Source organism: Ruegeria sp. AL11 (assembly GCF_056540865.1).
Genome location: NZ_JBQFXO010000014.1, coordinates 33,184 through 50,935 on the forward strand (window position 1 = coordinate 33,184; position 17,752 = coordinate 50,935).

General features: G+C 57.5%; 17 protein-coding genes and 1 tRNA gene. 13 read left to right on the top strand and 5 right to left on the bottom strand.

Annotated elements, in window-relative coordinates:
- Positions 1 to 36: 36 nt before the first annotated feature.
- Both ACR0IP_RS20575 and ACR0IP_RS20580 read right to left on the bottom strand, forming a co-directional pair.
- Entirely contained in the window at positions 37 to 465 is a 429-nt protein-coding gene (locus ACR0IP_RS20575; protein ID WP_480527645.1) for a hypothetical protein, read from the bottom strand.
- Positions 466 to 512: 47 nt separating this feature from the next.
- Positions 513 to 1,214, bottom strand: a complete 702-nt coding sequence (locus tag ACR0IP_RS20580) for an ORF6N domain-containing protein (RefSeq protein WP_480527647.1) — start codon at positions 1,212 to 1,214, stop codon at positions 513 to 515.
- Positions 1,215 to 1,489: 275 nt separating this feature from the next.
- Between ACR0IP_RS20580 and ACR0IP_RS20585 the strand changes: the two genes are divergently transcribed.
- Positions 1,490 to 2,296 carry a hypothetical protein gene (locus tag ACR0IP_RS20585; protein ID WP_480527649.1) on the top strand — a complete coding sequence of 269 codons (807 nt, stop codon included), beginning with the start codon at positions 1,490 to 1,492 and terminating at the stop codon, positions 2,294 to 2,296.
- Here the strand turns inward: ACR0IP_RS20585 and uvrB are convergent, their stop codons facing one another.
- Positions 2,297 to 4,483: an excinuclease ABC subunit UvrB gene (gene uvrB, locus ACR0IP_RS20590; RefSeq protein WP_480527651.1), complete on the bottom strand. Its 2,187-nt coding sequence runs from the start codon at positions 4,481 to 4,483 to the stop codon at positions 2,297 to 2,299.
- Positions 4,484 to 4,637: 154 nt separating this feature from the next.
- Between uvrB and ACR0IP_RS20595 the strand changes: the two genes are divergently transcribed.
- The 3 genes from ACR0IP_RS20595 (at position 4,638) to ACR0IP_RS20605 (ending at position 5,524) form a co-directional block, all read left to right on the top strand.
- The gene (locus tag ACR0IP_RS20595; protein ID WP_170378795.1) at positions 4,638 to 4,949 is read left to right on the top strand and encodes an ETC complex I subunit; all 312 of its coding nucleotides are present in this window, start codon (positions 4,638 to 4,640) and stop codon (positions 4,947 to 4,949) included.
- Positions 4,950 to 5,426, top strand: a complete 477-nt coding sequence (locus tag ACR0IP_RS20600; protein WP_170691392.1) for a GNAT family N-acetyltransferase — start codon at positions 4,950 to 4,952, stop codon at positions 5,424 to 5,426. It begins immediately after the preceding gene.
- 21 nt (positions 5,427 to 5,447) lie between these two features.
- Positions 5,448 to 5,524 (top strand) — tRNA-Arg (locus ACR0IP_RS20605).
- A 181-nt stretch (positions 5,525 to 5,705) separates the two neighbouring features.
- Here ACR0IP_RS20605 and ACR0IP_RS20610 read toward each other — a convergent pair.
- Positions 5,706 to 6,770 (bottom strand): Hint domain-containing protein, encoded by a 1,065-nt coding sequence (locus ACR0IP_RS20610; protein ID WP_480527653.1) that lies wholly within the window; start codon positions 6,768 to 6,770, stop codon positions 5,706 to 5,708.
- A 275-nt stretch (positions 6,771 to 7,045) separates the two neighbouring features.
- On the opposite strand from ACR0IP_RS20610, the gene iolG reads away from it, so the two are divergent.
- From iolG to ACR0IP_RS20655, 9 genes are all read left to right on the top strand, one after another.
- Positions 7,046 to 8,059: an inositol 2-dehydrogenase gene (iolG, locus tag ACR0IP_RS20615; RefSeq protein WP_480527655.1), complete on the top strand. Its 1,014-nt coding sequence runs from the start codon at positions 7,046 to 7,048 to the stop codon at positions 8,057 to 8,059.
- 122 nt (positions 8,060 to 8,181) lie between these two features.
- Positions 8,182 to 9,123, top strand: coding sequence for a sugar ABC transporter substrate-binding protein (locus tag ACR0IP_RS20620; RefSeq protein WP_170378787.1), 942 nt, complete (start codon positions 8,182 to 8,184; stop codon positions 9,121 to 9,123).
- An 84-nt stretch (positions 9,124 to 9,207) separates the two neighbouring features.
- Entirely contained in the window at positions 9,208 to 10,332 is a 1,125-nt protein-coding gene (locus ACR0IP_RS20625) for an ABC transporter permease (RefSeq protein ID WP_480527657.1), read from the top strand.
- Between the two features lies 1 nt (position 10,333).
- Positions 10,334 to 11,152: an ATP-binding cassette domain-containing protein gene (locus ACR0IP_RS20630; RefSeq protein WP_170378783.1), complete on the top strand. Its 819-nt coding sequence runs from the start codon at positions 10,334 to 10,336 to the stop codon at positions 11,150 to 11,152.
- Between the two features lie 89 nt (positions 11,153 to 11,241).
- Positions 11,242 to 13,074 (top strand): 3D-(3,5/4)-trihydroxycyclohexane-1,2-dione acylhydrolase (decyclizing), encoded by a 1,833-nt coding sequence (iolD, locus tag ACR0IP_RS20635; protein WP_480527659.1) that lies wholly within the window; start codon positions 11,242 to 11,244, stop codon positions 13,072 to 13,074.
- A complete protein-coding gene (gene iolE / locus ACR0IP_RS20640; RefSeq protein ID WP_480527661.1) occupies positions 13,071 to 13,970 on the top strand; it encodes a myo-inosose-2 dehydratase in 900 nt (299 codons plus the stop codon). Before iolD ends, iolE begins: the two co-directional genes overlap by 4 nt.
- A gap of 48 nt (positions 13,971 to 14,018) precedes the next feature.
- Positions 14,019 to 15,221: a phytanoyl-CoA dioxygenase family protein gene (locus tag ACR0IP_RS20645; RefSeq protein ID WP_480527663.1), complete on the top strand. Its 1,203-nt coding sequence runs from the start codon at positions 14,019 to 14,021 to the stop codon at positions 15,219 to 15,221.
- Positions 15,222 to 15,247: 26 nt separating this feature from the next.
- Complete coding sequence (gene iolB, locus ACR0IP_RS20650) at positions 15,248 to 16,054, top strand: 5-deoxy-glucuronate isomerase (RefSeq protein ID WP_170691382.1); 807 nt, start codon at positions 15,248 to 15,250, stop codon at positions 16,052 to 16,054.
- Positions 16,051 to 16,809, top strand: coding sequence for an SDR family NAD(P)-dependent oxidoreductase (locus ACR0IP_RS20655; RefSeq protein ID WP_480527665.1), 759 nt, complete (start codon positions 16,051 to 16,053; stop codon positions 16,807 to 16,809). Before iolB ends, ACR0IP_RS20655 begins: the two co-directional genes overlap by 4 nt.
- A gap of 259 nt (positions 16,810 to 17,068) precedes the next feature.
- Here the strand turns inward: ACR0IP_RS20655 and ACR0IP_RS20660 are convergent, their stop codons facing one another.
- The gene (locus ACR0IP_RS20660; protein WP_170378771.1) at positions 17,069 to 17,533 is read right to left on the bottom strand and encodes a GNAT family N-acetyltransferase; all 465 of its coding nucleotides are present in this window, start codon (positions 17,531 to 17,533) and stop codon (positions 17,069 to 17,071) included.
- Positions 17,534 to 17,752: the final 219 nt, after the last annotated feature.

Genomic DNA, 17,752 nt, shown 5'->3' on the forward strand with positions numbered 1-17,752 from the left:
TTGACCACAGGCCGATCCGCGCCGCTTCAGGCAATGCTACGAGAGCAGCGACGCTGCGCAGGTGCGAAACTTGCGCACCTCTGGCGCGGCACCTTCCAGTGAGAATTCACTCAGGTGGTCTTGAGTGAAGGCATAGGCTGTTTGGTTGAACTCAAGGCCATCCAAGACGTTGCCGAAGCCGGTGTCTGAGACGAACAAGGACATCGCATCGTCCAACAGCTTGTGTCGTGGCGTTCCGATCTCAATCGGGTTTGGGCCTTCAAACCGCATGGCAAACCAAGGTGATTGCGTCCAACCTTCGGCGCGGCGCGTGATTTCAAGGGTATAGAGCGGCTGCGCCGGATCGTAGGTGAGCCGGATCTCCTCTGCTTCGGTCTCGTGTGTCAACGTGCAGATCTCGCCAATCGTGGCGTTCCACGCATAGGCGGGGCTGCCGAGCAGCAGTGAGAGCAGGACAAAGCGCATGGAGAGGAACCTAGCCGCAGATTGCCCTTTGGCAAGTGTGAGACGGGCTAACCTTTCATTGCATTCAACAAGTCCAGCAGCCGTTTTCGGTCATCATCGTCAGCATAGTCACCGGAGGCCAGGCGCTGTGCAATGCTCAGGCGCAGGCGTTCCTGCTGGGTGCGGACATCTTCGCTGGCGGTTTCGGCCAGCGTCTTCATGATCGCCGCCACGGCCTGTTTGCGATTGGTGCTGGGGCTGGCGATATAGTCAACAAGGCTCTGCTTACCGGAATCGAGGATGTTTTCGGCCAGATCGCGCAGTTGCGCGCCATTGGGCAGCAGCGGGGCGGGGGCGTCCTTGGGCGGCAGGATTTCGGGCACGCTGCGCGGGGTCTTGGCCAGAGCGTTCGCACCGTCGACGAAGGCCTCGGTTATCATCCGGGTGATCCTGATCGCGCGCGGGTCCTTGAACAGGGCCGAGGCGATGGCCACGCCGTAATCCGTATAGACCCAAGGATTGACCCGCCGCCCGCCGCGGCCTTTGGGTTTTGAGATCACATTCTGTGATTGCAAATCGGCGACCTCGGCGTCGGTCAGTTGAAAGCGGTAGCCTTCAAACAGGTCTTTGTTGCGTGAGACGGCCTGATTGAAGGCGCTGACGGATTTTCCGTAGAACTGCGCCAGATCCTCGGCCAGCACCACACGGGTGCCACGCACCCGGTGAATGGCGCTATGGACCTCATGCGTGCTGGGCAGGGTGTTCGTCATGGCAACCGTTTGGAATCACAATTTGTGATTTCAAACGTGGAGGAGAGGGCGCTGGGCTGCAAGGTGGAAGTGCCCAAGTGGCGCACTAGCGAGAGATCTAAACCAAAATGCGTACGAATAAAACCGAAGTAATGATTTGGAAAGCTATTCTAGGCATTCTGATCCTGTTTCGTTGACAATCTGACACTTGGATGCGAACACTCATCAAAAAACGCGGACATCAAGTGCATGTCTTTGTTAATAAGTAACATTTTTAAATTTTCTTTGAGGTATCAATGACCAACGAATTGACTATTAAGCTGTCAAAACTAGAGGTGCCAAAGGAAGACTTAGAAAAAATGCCTGCCTCGGAATTGGCGTTTCTAAGTACTCTCGCATTTGCGATCGATGAAATATCTGTGTTCTTAAAACTAATAATTCAGACGTTCAAGCCTAGGCCATCTAGTGAAGAATTTTTGGCAGCTTATCAAATCCAGCAAAATACATTGATGAGGGTGCTCAACGCAAAGTGCTTTGAAGCGCTAAAAATCGTTGAGCAGTACAAAAAACAGATTGAGCGTGAGGGAGATAGTTCAAGATTGGAAAAGCTCTCTGAGTTGATGGTCGAATTGGATGAGCTTGCTAAGCGAGAAGAATACGAATTGGCGAAGGATATTCGGGATCATTCGACAAACCACTATCTCCCAAGCGAGACTAAAAAGAACGTCGCACATCTGTCCAGCCGGTCGACGTTCACGGCATACTTACATGAGAATTTGGGGAATTCGTTTCACCCGTTCGGGGAAGAGTATGTCTTTTTAGCGAGGATTGGACGGCACTTCTCCGAAAAGGGAGATGCTAGCTATAGCGTAGATGATATCAAGAAATGGATCGACTGGGGTTTAGCAGTCGGCGACCAGATTACAAAGATTTTCCAAAGATATCTTTTGTGGCTGTACAGCGAAAAGTTTCCTCATTGGAGGCTTGAACCTTTGTTGCTATACTTGGAAAATGAGCTAGTTGGAGAGATCGGAACTTCGAATCTTCCAATTATACTGTCGGCTGATGCGTACTTTGCGAGAAAGACCAAAACCTCTTCCTAGTTACCGCTTCCTCCGCTTCACATTCCCACCCCGCTGACCCGGCCTGCCAGCCGTTGACCGTCCGCGCGATTTCACCGCGTCCTCCGAGGCTTTCTCGACCGCCCATTGCCGCGCCATGGGGTCGTCGGCGACGGCCAGATCGACCGCTTCCAGACGTTTGATCTCATCGCGGATATTGGCGGCCTCTTCGAATTCTAGGTTCTCGGCAGCTTTGCGCATTTTCTCGCGCAGACCGTCCAGATGGGCCTCGAGGTTGGCACCGTGCATCGGCTTGTCGATGGTTGCGGTGACTCGATTCATGTCGACGTCGCCTTCGTAGAGACCGGCCAGAACGTCCTCGACATTCTTCTTCACCGTCTCCGGCGTGATGCCGTGTTCCTCGTTATAGACGATCTGCTTGGCGCGGCGGCGGTTGGTTTCGTTCAGCGCGCGCTCCATCGAGCCGGTGATCTTGTCGGCATACATGATCACCCGACCTTCGGCGTTCCGCGCAGCACGGCCGATGGTCTGGACCAGCGAGGTCTCCGAGCGCAGGAAACCTTCCTTATCCGCATCCAGAATGGCGACCAGCCCGCATTCAGGAATGTCGAGGCCTTCGCGCAGAAGGTTGATTCCGACCAGCACGTCGAACGCCCCCAGCCGCAGGTCGCGCAGGATTTCGATGCGTTCCAGCGTGTCGATATCCGAGTGCATGTAGCGGACTTTGATGCCCTGTTCGTGCAGGTATTCGGTCAGGTCCTCGGCCATGCGTTTGGTCAGCGTGGTGACCAGTGTGCGGAAACCGTTGGCGGAGACCTTGCGCACCTCGTCCAGCAGATCGTCCACCTGCATCGACACAGGGCGGATTTCGACCTCGGGGTCCAGCAGGCCGGTGGGGCGGATCACTTGTTCCGTGAAGACGCCGCCTGTCTGTTCGATCTCCCATTTCGCAGGGGTGGCCGAGACAAAGACGGATTGCGGGCGCATGGCGTCCCATTCCTCGAATTTCAGCGGGCGGTTGTCCATGCAGGAGGGCAGGCGGAACCCGTGTTCGGCAAGTGTGAATTTGCGCCGATAGTCGCCCCGGTACATGCCACCGATTTGCGGGACGCTGACATGCGACTCGTCGGCGAAGACAATCGCGTTGTCCGGGATGAATTCGAATAGGGTCGGGGGCGGTTCGCCCGGCGCGCGGCCGGTCAGATAGCGCGAGTAGTTCTCGATCCCGTTGCAGACGCCGGTGGCCTCCAGCATTTCCAGATCGAAATTGGTGCGTTGCTCCAGACGTTGGGCTTCCAGCAGTTTGCCTTCGCCCACCAGTTGGTCCAGCCGGATGCGCAGTTCCTTTTTGATCCCGATGATCGCTTGCTGCATCGTCGGTTTCGGCGTCACGTAGTGCGAGTTTGCGTAGACGCGCACCTGCTCCATCGTTGCCGTGCGTTCGCCGGTCAGGGGGTCGAATTCGGTGATCTGTTCCAGTTCCTCGCCGAAGAAAGACAGCTTCCAGGCGCGATCCTCAAGGTGGGCGGGCCAGATCTCCAGCGAGTCACCCCGAACCCGGAAGGACCCGCGCTGAAACGCCTGATCGTTGCGGCGATATTGCTGAGCGACGAGATCGGCCATGACCTGACGCTGGTCGTACTCACTGCCAACTTTCAGATCCTGCGTCATCGCCCCGTAGGTCTCGACCGAACCGATACCGTAGATACACGAGACCGAGGCGACGATGATCACGTCATCGCGTTCCAAAAGCGCGCGGGTGGCCGAGTGGCGCATCCGGTCGATCTGTTCGTTGATCTGCGATTCTTTTTCTATGTACGTGTCCGAACGCGGCACGTAGGCCTCGGGCTGGTAGTAGTCGTAGTAAGATACGAAATACTCGACTGAGTTTTCGGGGAAGAAGCCTTTGAACTCGCCGTACAGCTGCGCGGCCAGTGTCTTGTTGGGTGCAAGGATGATGGCGGGGCGCTGCGTTTCCTCGATCACCTTAGCCATGGTGAAGGTCTTGCCCGTGCCGGTCGCGCCAAGCAGAACCTGATCGCGCTCGCCGTCCAGAACGCCGCCCGCCAGCTCTTTGATGGCTGTGGGCTGGTCCCCGGCAGGCGCAAAATCGGTGTGCATCACGAACGCCTTGCCGCCCTCAAGCTTGAGGCGGGCGCGGACGTCTTCTGAGGTCAGCTGGGTCTTGTCGGAATGAGCATAGGCCATAGAGGGGGGATTCCTTTCGCGCCTGATTTTGATCTGTTTTTGTTCCGGTTCAAGGGGGCATTTCCATTGCGCGCAATTGCGACAATTACGGACTTGTCCGAATGGATGCTGTGACGCATAAACAAAGCCAGCCAAGTGAGTACGGAGAGGCGAGATGCGCGCACGGATTTACCAGCCTTCGCGGAATGCGATGACCTCGGGCATGGCCAAGACCCGCAAGTGGGTTTTGGAATATGCGCCTGCGTCCTCGCGTGAAGTTGATCCGCTGATGGGCTGGACCTCATCCGATGACACCCAGACCCAGGTGCGCCTGAAATTCGATACCAAGGAAGAGGCACTGGATTACGCCAAGGACAATGGTATCGACGTTCAGGTCAGCGAGCCGCACAAGCGCAAGCCCAACCTGCGTCCGCGCGGGTATGGCGAGAATTTCGCAACCGACCGTCGCAGCCCCTGGACGCACTAAATGATCGAAATTCGACTGGCCGACCCCACGTCGGATGCCTTGCGCCCTGTGATCGAGGCGCATTTTGCCCATAGCGAGCAAGCCTGTCCGGCGGAAAGCAACCACACCATGGGGCCCGAGGCCTTGTCGGGTGACGGCATCCGCTTCTGGGGTCTTTTCGAAGAGGGCCGCGCCTTGGGCTGCGGCGCGTTGAAGACACTGCCTGATGGGACGGCCGAAGTGAAATCCGTTCACGTTGTTGAAGCCGCACGCGGGCGCGGTCTCGCGCGGGTGATGATGGCGCATCTTGCCGATCTCGCTGCCAATGAGGGCACAGAGGCACTTGTGCTCGAAACGGGTGCGGCGCATCTGCCGGATTATGATGCTGCGCGTAAGCTCTATGAGGCGCTGGGTTATTCCTATTGCGGCCCGATCTATGGGTATGAAGACGATCCAAACAGCGCCTTCATGCGCTTGGCCCTTGAACCCCGCCCTTAAAACCAGCAAGAAGGGCGCAGCGGTCCCTTAGCTCAACTGGATAGAGCAGCTGACTTCTAATCAGCAGGTTGAGGGTTCGAGTCCTTCAGGGATCGCCATTTCACCCAAGAAAAACACGCGGCTTGTCCGATCCGTTCTTCACTTTGGCGGGGAAGGGCCAGAAGGGCTGGCTGAGGGGGTCGCGCCAGCCCTTCTTAAGAAGGTTACTGAGTGGTAGGTAAATCAGTAACCAATAATTAACAAATGCTCGCGGCGCGCGAAATTGGGGGATTCCCGTAGTTATTGTGCCGCTACGCGGGTTTCTGTGGTGTTCAAACGGGAGAGATGAGACCTGAGAACAGCCGCTTCATGTGGTTTTAGAATGGGTGCAGCCGTCGCCCCATAAGCGTTGGGATTTCCGCGCAGCTCGGGGAAAAGTGACAGTATTTCAGCACGCTGCGAGTGGTCTAGCGCTCCGATCGAGTTCGAAGTTACGAAAAAACTCTCGCTCAGGACGCTCTCAGATCTGACGATTTGATGCTGATCGAACATGACATGCCAATAGCTGACATGCCCGCCTTCGCGAATCGATACACCCTCCATGCCGCATAGGAATTTGGCCGCCACCAATGCGCGGGGCGCGCCAAACAGAAGCTCGGCCACACTGGTATCGATCATTATCCGGTGCTGCTGCGAGACGACTAGTTCTCTCGGGTTCCCCAGGGTGTTGGGGGCAAAGACCACAGGGGCAAAGCGCCCGGTTGCCGGAACGGATGTGCTCCCGATCCACAGAACTGGCTGCAGGCCGTTGTCCCGTGTCCAGACCTTTTGACCGACGTGGATCTGCTGCACGGGAACCGAACCGTCGGCTGTTTCGATCAATGTGTCCTCAGCAAAGCAAGCCACATAGTCCGAATACAGCGAAGACCCCGTATTTGATCCCGCAACCTTGACGTAGGACGCCCCATCTATCAGCCGCTCTGAGGCCGCAAAACCCCAGACATCCGAAGTCACGCCGTTTTGCGAAAAGACATACAGCCGGATGACAGGGCCGGTTTCTAGGCCGTTTTCGTCAAGTTGCCGAATGTCGATGAAGGATTCTGATTCAACGGGCGTTCCGTTGGCCACAATCCCGCCGCCATCGGTTATGGTATGGCTGAAGGCCTGATCATCTTCGAACACATCCGGAGTGCCCGAGGTGTCATCCACGGTGATCGTGGTTCCCCCGCCCGAAGTATATTGGAAAATAGTACCGTTCGGTGTGTCCGAGTTGTTGCGGATCGGTGTGCCGACAATCCCAGCGCTGGGGCTGGACGTGACCAACATGTTCTCGCTGTCGATCGAAAAGAAACTACGCAGTACCATTCAACATCCTGTTCGCTTTGCGGTTTTAGGCCACTGGCTACAAACGGTGAGCCTATCGTGTTTGATCGGGATATCCACCCAAACTCTTGATGACCCAAGAAGATGTGACCGGGAAGACTCGGGTTTTCCTGCGCTTCAGTGAGTGCATTGGGCGGGGCGCGCGGTGTGGCTCGCGTCCTTTGGTACATTTGCTACCAAATAGAGGCGACAAAAATGTTGCAACCGGTTGCAAAAAAATCCATTGTTGCGCCAGATAACAGGATTCGAGGGTTTGGATGTTGAAGGTTGGATTGCTGGGCGCCGGACGGATCGGGCGGGTGCATGCGCGGGCGATATCAGCCCATCCGGGCAGTGTGCTATGCGCGGTCTCGGATGCCATGGCTCAGGCGGCCGAGGATCTGGCCCATGAGCACGGCGCCAAGGTTCGAACCTCGGACCAGATCATAGCGGACCCTGAAGTTGACGCGGTGCTGATTGCGACGCCGACCGACACGCATTCGGACCTGATCGAAGCCGCAACAGCGGAGGGTAAAGCGGTTTTGTGCGAAAAACCGGTCGATCTGGACCTACAGCGGGCCATTTCCTGCCAGCAGTCGGTTGCCGCTCACGGTCAGCCCGTGATGATCGGCTTCAACCGTCGGTTTGACCCCAGTTTTTCGGCATTGAAAGCGGCTGTGGATGCGGGCGAGATCGGCAAGGCTGAACTGTTGTCCATCACTTCGTTCGATCCCGCCCCGCCACCGGTGAGCTATGTCAAAGTTTCGGGTGGCTTGTTCCGGGACATGATGATCCACGATTTCGACATGGCGAATTTCCTGATGGGAGAGGTCCCGAAGACGATTTCCGCCGTTGGTTCGTCGATCGTCGACCCAGAAATCGGCGCGGCTGGAGACGTGGATACTGGAGTTGTCACAATGACTTACGCGGATGGTCGTATCGCGGCCATCAAGAATTCACGCCGGGCGGCCTATGGCTATGATCAGCGGATCGAGCTGCTGGGTTCCGAAGGTCTTCTGCAAGCGCAGAACATGCTGGAGAACACGGTTGTCAAATCGACCTCCGCCGGCGTCGTCGGGGCCAAACCCACCTATTTCTTTCTGGAACGATACATGCCAGCCTATCAGGCCGAGTGGGCCGCTTTTGTGGAGGCGGCGGCCTCGGGCGCGCAGGTTCCGGTCTCGCTGGAAGATGGGGTTGCGGCCCTCGCCATGGCCGAGGCGGCAACGCTGTCGGCGCATTCCGGTAGGCCGGTTCATCTGGCTGAAGTTTTGAAACCGGTTGCAAAATGATTGAATTTCTTCAAACTGAAAACAGCTCGGATACAGACCCGGGCAATACAGATTCGGCCCAACCGATTAAATGGGGCTGATAGCCTAGGACGAAAACAGACGGTTTTATGGGAGGAAACCAAATGAACAAGTTTGTGAAACGAGTACTGATGGCCAGTGCTGTCGCGGTGGCGGCCGCAAGCGGTGCCGCGGCTGAGGGTGAAAAGTACATCCTGGTCAGCCATGCCCCTGACAGTGACAGCTGGTGGAACACGATCAAGAACGGTATCGCTTTGGCCGGTGAGCAGATGGGTGTCGAGGTGGAATATCGCAACCCGCCTACTGGTGACCTTGCGGATATGGCGCGCATCATCGATCAGGCTGCGGCCTCCGGTCCCAATGGTATCATCACCACGTTGGCTGACCCGGATATTCTCGAAGGCCCGATCAAAGCTGCTGTAGATTCCGGGATCGACGTGATCATTATGAACACTGGGACACCCGACAAGGCACGCGAAGTTGGCGCCCTGATGTATGTCGGGCAGCCCGAATACGACGCCGGCTACGCGGCTGGTCTTCGGGCGAAAGGTGACGGCATTGGCTCTTTCCTTTGTGTGAACCACTACATCGTCCAGCCATCCAGCCAAGAGCGTTGCCAGGGCTTCGCGGACGGCCTGGGTATTGAGCTTGGTGAGCAGATGATCGACGCGGGACAGGACCCTGCGGAGATTAAGAACCGCGTTCTGGCCTACCTGTCGGCTAACCCAGAGACGGACGCTGTTTTGACGCTTGGCCCGACCTCTGCCGATCCAACCATCTTGGCGCTTCAAGAGAACGGCATGGCCGGTGACATTTATTTCGGTACGTTCGATCTGGGTGGCGAGATTGTCAAAGCCATCAAGGACGGTACCATTCAGTGGGGAATCGACCAGCAGCCGTTCCTGCAGGCCTACCTGCCGGTTGTTGTTCTGACTAACTACCACCGTTACGGCGTTCTGCCTGGCAACAACATCAACTCTGGCCCCGGTTTCGTGACCGCGGACGGCCTGGAGAAAATCGAAGAATTCGCAGGTGAATACCGCTGATCTTCCTAGCTGAGCGGGCGTGCTAAGGCGCCCGCTCAGACCTACTTCCATTTTTTCTGGATCACCCGCGAGGGGAGGACCACAATGTCTGAGTCAGCTCAATCCACGGCAGTTGAAGATGAACGGATCAAAGAGATCTCGCCGCTGCGCCGTGCTCTGATCCGCCCTGAGCTGGGTGGAATTGTCGGCACCGTCGCCGTATTCACGTTTTTTCTGTTGTTTGCCTTCGATAGTGGCATGTTTACCAGTCAGGGTGTGCTGAACTGGTCAATCGTTTCGGCGCAGTTCATGATCATTGCCGTAGGGGCGTGCCTGCTCATGATCGCAGGCGAATTTGACTTATCGGTCGGTTCGATGATCGGCTTTGCCGGGATGATGATCGCGATCTTCTCAGTCACACTCAGTTGGCCCGTGTGGATGGCTATCATTGTGACGTTTGCGCTCTGTGTGTCGATTGGGGCCTTGAACGGTTTTATCGTGGTGCGAACTGGCCTGCCCAGCTTTATCGTGACTTTGGCCTTTCTGTTTATCCTGCGCGGCTTCACCATTTATCTGCCGCAAACCATTGAGCGGAAGACGATCATTGGCGGCATCAAAGACGTCGCGGAGGGTGACTGGCTGGCGTCGATCTTCGGTGGCAAAGTCGGACAAGGGTTCTTCACTTGGCTTGGCGAAAACGGTTTGATCGAAACGTTCGAGCGTGGAACGCGCGCGGGCCAGCCTGTTGTTGACGGTATTCCCATGCTGATTGTCTGGGCCATTGGTATCATTATTTTTGGTCACTTGCTGCTTACTAAAACCAAGTTTGGCAACTGGATTTTCGCAGCGGGTGGCGACGCCGAGGCAGCGCGGAATTCAGGCGTGCCAGTGAACAAAGTCAAAATACTGATGTTCATGTTCACCGCCTTCTGCGCCACGGTCTTCGCCACCTGTCAGGTTATGGAGTTCGGCTCGGCTGGTGCAGACCGCGGTTTGCTCAAGGAGTTTGAAGCGATTATTGCGGTTGTAATTGGCGGCGCGCTGCTGACCGGCGGATATGGCTCGGTTCTGGGGGCTGCTTTAGGCGCTTTGATTTTTGGCGTGGTACAGCAGGGGCTGTTCTTTGCTGGCGTTGAAAGCTCATTGTTTAGGGTCTTCTTGGGGATCATCCTGTTGGGTGCCGTAATCCTGAACACCTATATCCGCCGCATCATCACAGGAGAACACTGAGATGACTGACGATACCAAGTTCCACCATGGGGACGTGCAGGATAGCAAGCCGATCATTCGTATGGTCGACATCCAGAAACACTTCGGCTCGGTGATTGCGCTGGCAGGCGTCAGCTTTGATCTTAAACCGGGGGAATGCCACTGTCTTCTCGGCGACAATGGTGCAGGCAAATCGACCTTCATTAAGACGATGTCGGGCGTTCACAAACCAACTTCGGGCGAGATTTTCTTCGAAGACAAGCCGATGCATTTTGAAGACCCGCGCGATGCTATTTCAGCGGGGATCGCAACAGTGCATCAGCATTTGGCCATGATCCCGCTGATGAGTGTCAGCCGCAATTTCTTTATGGGCAACGAACCTACGCGCAAAGTGGCCGGAATCAGCTTCTTCGATAAGAAGCTGGCTGACGAAATCACTATGGAAGAGATGCGCAAGATGGGCATCAATCTGCGTGGCCCTGATCAGGCTGTGGGCACCCTGTCTGGAGGGGAACGCCAGACGGTTGCGATTGCGCGCGCCGTTCATTTCGGCGCCAAGATCTTGATTTTGGACGAGCCGACCTCGGCCCTTGGGGTGCGGCAAACTTCGAACGTGCTAGCGACCATCGACAAGGTGCGCAGCCAAGGCGTCGGAGTGGTTTTCATCAGCCACAACGTGCGCCACGCGCTGGCCGTCGGCGACCGCTTTACCGTGCTGAACCGGGGCAAAACGCTGGGCACCGCAAAACGCGGCGAGATCACACCTGAAGAACTACAGGACCTGATGGCGGGAGGACAGGAATTGGCCCAATTGGAAGGGTCACTGGGCGGAACGGTTTAACGCCGTTCCCCCAAAACGGGACCATTCGGTCCGACATCCAACGAAATCGCAGAACTGGCCGGAATGGCCTTGTGTTGAAAGGGATCACAATGGACAAGACCGTCCGACTGACCGCAGCGCAAGCTTTGGTGCGCTATCTGGGCGCGCAGATGAATGAGGCCGGAGAGCCTTTTATTGCAGGTGTCTGGGCTATTTTCGGCCATGGAAATGTGGCCGGGTTAGGTGAGGCGCTGCATGGTGTCAAAGACACGCTGCCAACCTATCGCGGCCACAATGAACAGACGATGGCGCATTGCGCGATTGCCTATGCCAAACAGATGCGGCGCACGCGGGCGATGGCGGTGACCTCGTCCATCGGGCCGGGCGCGACCAATATGGTCACCGCTGCAGCGCTGGCGCATGTGAACCGCCTGCCGGTTCTTCTGTTGCCGGGCGACGTCTTCGCCTCGCGCGGGCCGGACCCGGTGTTGCAACAGATCGAGAGTTTTGGCGATGGCACCATCAGCGCCAATGACTGTTTCCGCCCGGTTAGCCGCTACTATGACCGTATTTCGCGCCCCGAGCATCTGCTGACCGCTCTGCCGCGTGCTTTCCGCACGATGACGGATCCGGCGGATTGCGGTCCGGTCATTTTGGCTTTCTGTCAGGACGTGCAGGCCGAGGCCTATGACTATCCCGAAAGCTTCTTTGAACCGCGCGTGTGGTTCCAACGCCGTATTTGCCCGGACGAAGGCGAGCTGGCGCGCGCTGTGGCCGCGATTTCAGCGGCCAAACGTCCGGTTATCGTTGCGGGCGGTGGGGTGCACTACTCGGACGCAACGGATGCGCTGCAGAGCTTTGCTGAGACACACAATATCCCAATCACAGAAACGCAGGCCGGCAAATCCGCTTTGGCCTGGGATCATCCCCTGAACCTGGGTCCGATCGGTGTGACGGGCGGCGAGCCCGCGAATGACATCTGCGCCGAAGCCGATTTGGTGCTGGCCGTTGGCACGCGCCTGCAGGATTTCACGACCGGCTCATGGGGCCTGTTTTCAAATCCCGCGCGTGAGATGATCTGCCTCAACACCGCCGCGTATGATGCTGAGAAACACGGCGCGATGCCGTTGCAATCCGACGCGCGCGTTGGCTTGCAGGAGCTGGGTGCCGCGCTGCAGGGCTACAATGCTGATCCTGTGGCCGACACGCTCAAAGCGGATTGGTTTGGCAAGGTTGACGCGCTGACCGACGCGCCGGGGGACGGGAACGCTCTGCCCACCGACATGCAGGTGGTCGGCGCGGTACAGCGTGCTTCGCATGACGACACGGTGGTGATGTGCGCCGCTGGCACAATGCCGGGTGAGCTTCACAAGCTGTGGAAAGCGCCGCGGCCCGGGGCTTATCACATGGAATACGGGTTCAGCTGCATGGGCTATGAGATCGCAGGCGCGATGGGCATCAAAATGGCCCAGCCGGATCGCGACGTGATCTGCTTTACCGGCGACGGCACCTACATGATGGCGAACTCGGAAATGGCGACGGCGGCGATGATGGGCGTGTCCTTCACCGTTGTGATCACCGACAACCGGGGCTTTGGCTGTATCAACCGGCTGCAAATGGGCACCGGCGGGGCCGAGTTTAACAACCTGCTCGATCACACTGTCCACGAAACCGCCTCGAACATTGATTTCGCGGCACATGCAGCGGCGATGGGGGCGACCTCAGTCAAGGTCAGCTCGATTGCCGAGCTTGAGGACGCGCTGGCCAAACGCGGTGACATCTCAGGCCCTTACGTGGTGGTCATCGACACCGATCCTTACCCCTCGACCGAATATGGCGGCACATGGTGGGAAGTCGCGGTGCCCGAGGTCAGCACCCGCCCCGAAGTGAACGAAAAACGCGCGGCCTATGAGGTTGCCATCAAGGAAAGAAACACGAAATGAGCGTGAAAATCGGGATCTCTCCGATCGCGTGGCAGAATGACGATCTGCCGGACCTGACCGCTGCATACACAATGGAACAAGCGCTGCAGGAGTCGCGTCAGATTGGTTACACCGGCGTCGAACGGGGCCAGCGGATGCCCAGCGATACCGAGGGGCTGCGCGCTTACCTTGAGGGCAATGATATCGCGCTCTGTGGCGGCTGGTGTTCCGGTGCGTCGCTGATCAACGACTTCGCGTCGGAACAAAACGCGGTACGGGAGCAGGTTGAACAGTTTGTGGCGCTGAACAGCCCGTGCATCGTTTACGCGGAATGCTCCAACACTGTTCAGGGCCAGATCGGGACGCCGGTCAATGACCGTCCGAAACTGTCGAAGGATGAGGTGCTGTCCTACGCGGCCAAGCTGACCGAGTTGGCAAAATGGATGGGCGATCAGGGCATGCCAATGGCCTATCACCACCACATGGGCACGATCATTGAAAGCGAAGATGACATGAATTGGCTGATGGAGGGTTCAGGCCCCGAGGTGAAGCTGTGCTTTGACACCGGCCACCTGCTGTTTGGCGGAGGTGACGTGATGGCGACCCTGAACCGCTGGGGCGACCGCGTGCATCACGTCCATTTCAAGGATATCCGCCCCGCCATCGTGCAGGACGTGCGGGAAAACAACCGCAGTTTCCTGGACGCCGTGATTGCAGGCGCGTTCACGGTGCCCAGTGACGGCTGCATTGATTTCCAAGCGGTCGCAAATGCGCTGAAAGCGATGGATTATGACGGTTGGATCGTCGTTGAGGCAGAACAGGACCCGGCCAAAGCGCCGCCCTATGAGTACTCAAAGAAAGGCTACGACCACATCGTTGACGTCTGCGGCAAGGCAGGATTGGAGATCACCGCGTAACACACCGCCCCAAGGGGCAACACCGAAGCCATGAGAAAGGAGAAAGTCATGGTAAATCAAGAACTCGGATATGTCGGCTATTTTGACCGGGAATCCTGTGATCTGGATGAATTCAAGGTGTTGACCTCACAGGCCCTTTCGGCGGACGCGGTGCCGTTTGCTGCGTCTGTGGAAAACAATGTGCCCGTCTATGACATGCAGGCTTTGCGTCCGCTACTAGAGCAAGCAGACAATCGGCAGGCCTTGCTGGCCGAATGGGCTTGGGTACTTGCCAAATCCGCAGGCGTCATCGCCCTGAAACGGGCGTATCCGGATACAAGTGTGATTGACCGGGCCACAGATGTATTCCGCCAGATCATCAACGACGAACGTCAGGGCGGTGGGGGTGAGGGCGACCACTTTGCGGCCTCTGGGGCCAATGACCGGATCTGGAACGCGTTGCAGAAACAGTGCCTGCGCGATCCCGAAGGCTTCGCGCTCTATTTCGGAAACACCTCGATTGCCGCCGCGTGTGAGGCTTGGCTTGGCCCGAACTATCAGGTCACGGCGCAGATCAACCAGGTGCGCCCCGGCGGGCAGGCACAGCAAGCGCATCGTGACTATCATCTTGGGTTTCAAACGGCAGACAGCGCAGCACGCTATCCCGCGCACGCGCATTTTCTAACGGCAGCTCTGACATTGCAGGGCGCTGTCGCGCATTGCGATATGCCGGTAGAGTCCGGCCCAACCAAGCTGCTTCCGTTCTCGCAGCTTTATGCGCCCGGATATCTTGCCTTCCACGACACGGATCACCGCGCGCATTTCGAAGAGAACTACGTACAGCTGCCTTTGCAAAAAGGGGATGCCGTGTTCTTCAACCCTGCGCTGTTCCATGCGGCCGGGGAAAACCGCAGTGCAGACATTCATCGCATGGCAAACCTGCTTCAGGTGTCCACGGCCTTTGGTCGGGCGATGGAGGCCGTGGATCGCCGCGCGATGTCCGAGGCGGTGTTTCCGTCGCTCATCGCCTTGAAACAACGGGGCGATCTGACCGCTACACAGCTAGAGGCCGCGATCGCTGCAACTGCCGAGGGCTATCCCTTTCCAACCAATCTCGACACGGACCCTCCGGTCGGGGGGAATGCGCCGGACAGTCAGGCAGACATCCTGCGCCGCGCTGTGGCCGAGGGGTGGTCCGAGGCGCAGCTATCGAATGCGCTTTCGGCGCTGACCACACGGCAATCCGCCTGCAATGAGAACCGGGCGGTCTGAAAGGCCGCCCATTACCGGAGACCAACATGGCAGATTTGCTCAAGAAACCATTCGGCACCCGTGGCAAGGTCCACGACATCACTCCGGCCAGCGCCGGGTGGCGTTATGTCGGGTTCGGCCTCTACCACCTGCGCGCGGGCGACAAGGCGACCGAGGTCACTGGAGATCGTGAGGTCATTCTGGTCATGGTCGAAGGCAAGGCGCAGATCTCCGGCGCCGGGCAGGATTGGGGCGTTCTGGGCGACCGGATGAATGTGTTCGAGAAATTACCGCCTCATTGCCTCTACCTGCCCAACGGCACCGAATGGGAGGCCGTGGCCGAAACCGATTGCGTCATCGCCGTCTGCTCGGCCCCCGGCAAAGGCGGACATCAGGCCCGGCGGATTGGGCCGGATGGCATCACTCTGACCGAACGCGGCAAGGGCGTGAACACGCGCCATATCAACAATATCGCGATGGAGAATGAAGACTACGCCGATAGCCTGCTGGTGACCGAGGTGTTCACCCCGAACGGTCATTGGTCTTCATACCCTAGCCACCGCCATGATGAGGATGACTTCCCGCGCATTACCTATCTTGAGGAAACCTATTACCACCGCCTCAACCCGGCCAACGGGTTCGGGATTCAGCGCGTCTATACCGATGATGGCCAGCTGGATGAAACGATGGCGGTCTCGGACGGCGACGTTGTGACCGTTCCGCGCGGACACCACCCTTGCGGAGCACCCTATGGGTTTGAGATGTACTATCTGAACGTCATGGCAGGACCTTTGCGGAAATGGCGCTTTGTCGCGGCCCCCGAGGTCGAGTGGATTATGGAGCGTGACGGATGACCCGAGAATTTGCCACTTATCCCAGTCTGAACGGCAAGACCGTTTTCATCACCGGTGGGGCTGGAGGGATCGGGGCGGAAACGGTTCGGGCCTTTGCCGCGCAGGGGGCCAAGGTGGGGTTTCTGGACCTAAACGCTGATGCCGGCCATGAGTTGCTTGCGGAGCTGGAGGGCGAGCATGCCTTTGCCCAATGCGATCTACGCGATATCGATGCGCTGCGCGATGCGCTGGAGCAACTGACCGAGCAACTGGGCGCAGCGCATGTTCTGGTCAACAACGCGGCACAAGATGACCGACATGACTGGCGCGAGGTAACTGCGGACTATTGGGATGAACGTATGGCGACCAATATCCGCCATATGTTCTTTGCCATTCAGGCGGTTGCCCCTGCAATGATCGAACGGGGCGCAGGCTCCATCGTCAATCTGGGGTCGAATTCCTGGTGGGAGGCCGGCGCAGGTTTCCCCGCTTATGCCACCGCCAAATCTGCGGTTCATGGTCTCACCCGAACCATGGCGCGCGAGCTGGGGGATCACCGGATCCGCGTGAACACTGTTGTCCCCGGTTGGATCATGACCCAACGCCAGAAAGACCTGTGGGTCACTCCCGAGGCGCTGGCGAAGCAGGTTGACCGCCAATGCCTACCAGACCCGATCGACCCGGTCTACGTGGCGCGGATGGTAGTATTTCTGGCCTCGGACGACGCCGCCATGTGCAGCGCCGGGAATTTCATGGTCGAGGGTGGCTCGATCTAGGCTTAGTTTGATCGTCCGGCATGGGCCAAGCAATTGTTTTCCAGTCGCTGGAAATATCAATGAAGCACCGGCTTGACCTTTTTTGGCCGATAGTTCGGCACCTGAGCGCAGCTTCGCAGAAGGCTGCCATTCAAAACGAATCCATCGGATGACGAGAGGCGGATAAAACTGCCAATCAAGAACTCCGTGTGAACGACCGCTTCTTGTTTCCAGCGCAGCTACGGCCATTGCGGCAACCATCAGGGCAAGCACGCTCTAGTCAGTCACTGGCCACGTGTTTTCGCATCGAGACTGTGTTGCCACTTCGACTAACCTCAGCCCACCCCAAGTGCTGGTAAAGTCGAACATTCTCGGGCATGTCGACGTGGGTATTCAGACGCATTTCACTGAATCTTAGCCGTTTTGCTTCGCGCTCTGAAAGTTCGATCAGTTTACGTCCCAGACCCTTACCGACATGGTCGGGATGAACCGCAAGGTTCGCAAGTTTTATGAAACCATCACCGGCGACAAGAACGAGACCAGCTATGATCTCGTTTCTTTGCACGACGACCCAAACCTGATTGTCGGCAATGTCTTGCGCGCATCCATCGGAAACAGCAGGCAGATCGGAGATGCGCTCGGCGTATTTTTCATAGGCCGCGTCGATACAGGTCGCCAATGCATTGGCGTCCGCCGCCTGCGCGGGGCGTATGATCGGATTTTGAGTCGCCAAAATTGTTGCCATCGGTCGGGTTTGCTCGAAGTGCTTACGTTCATAGCGCAGAACCAAGAACCATTGAAGCAGACATTGGTGCGCAGCGCAGCATCGATCTCTCTGGGCTCTTTTTTCCTCTTTCGCCGCTCGCTGACCGAAGGACCGCTTTTCCCCCAGATACACAAACGTTGCCTGAGAAAGACAATCTATCTAGTCGCAGGGTTAAACTACATAGCCATTTACATCCCG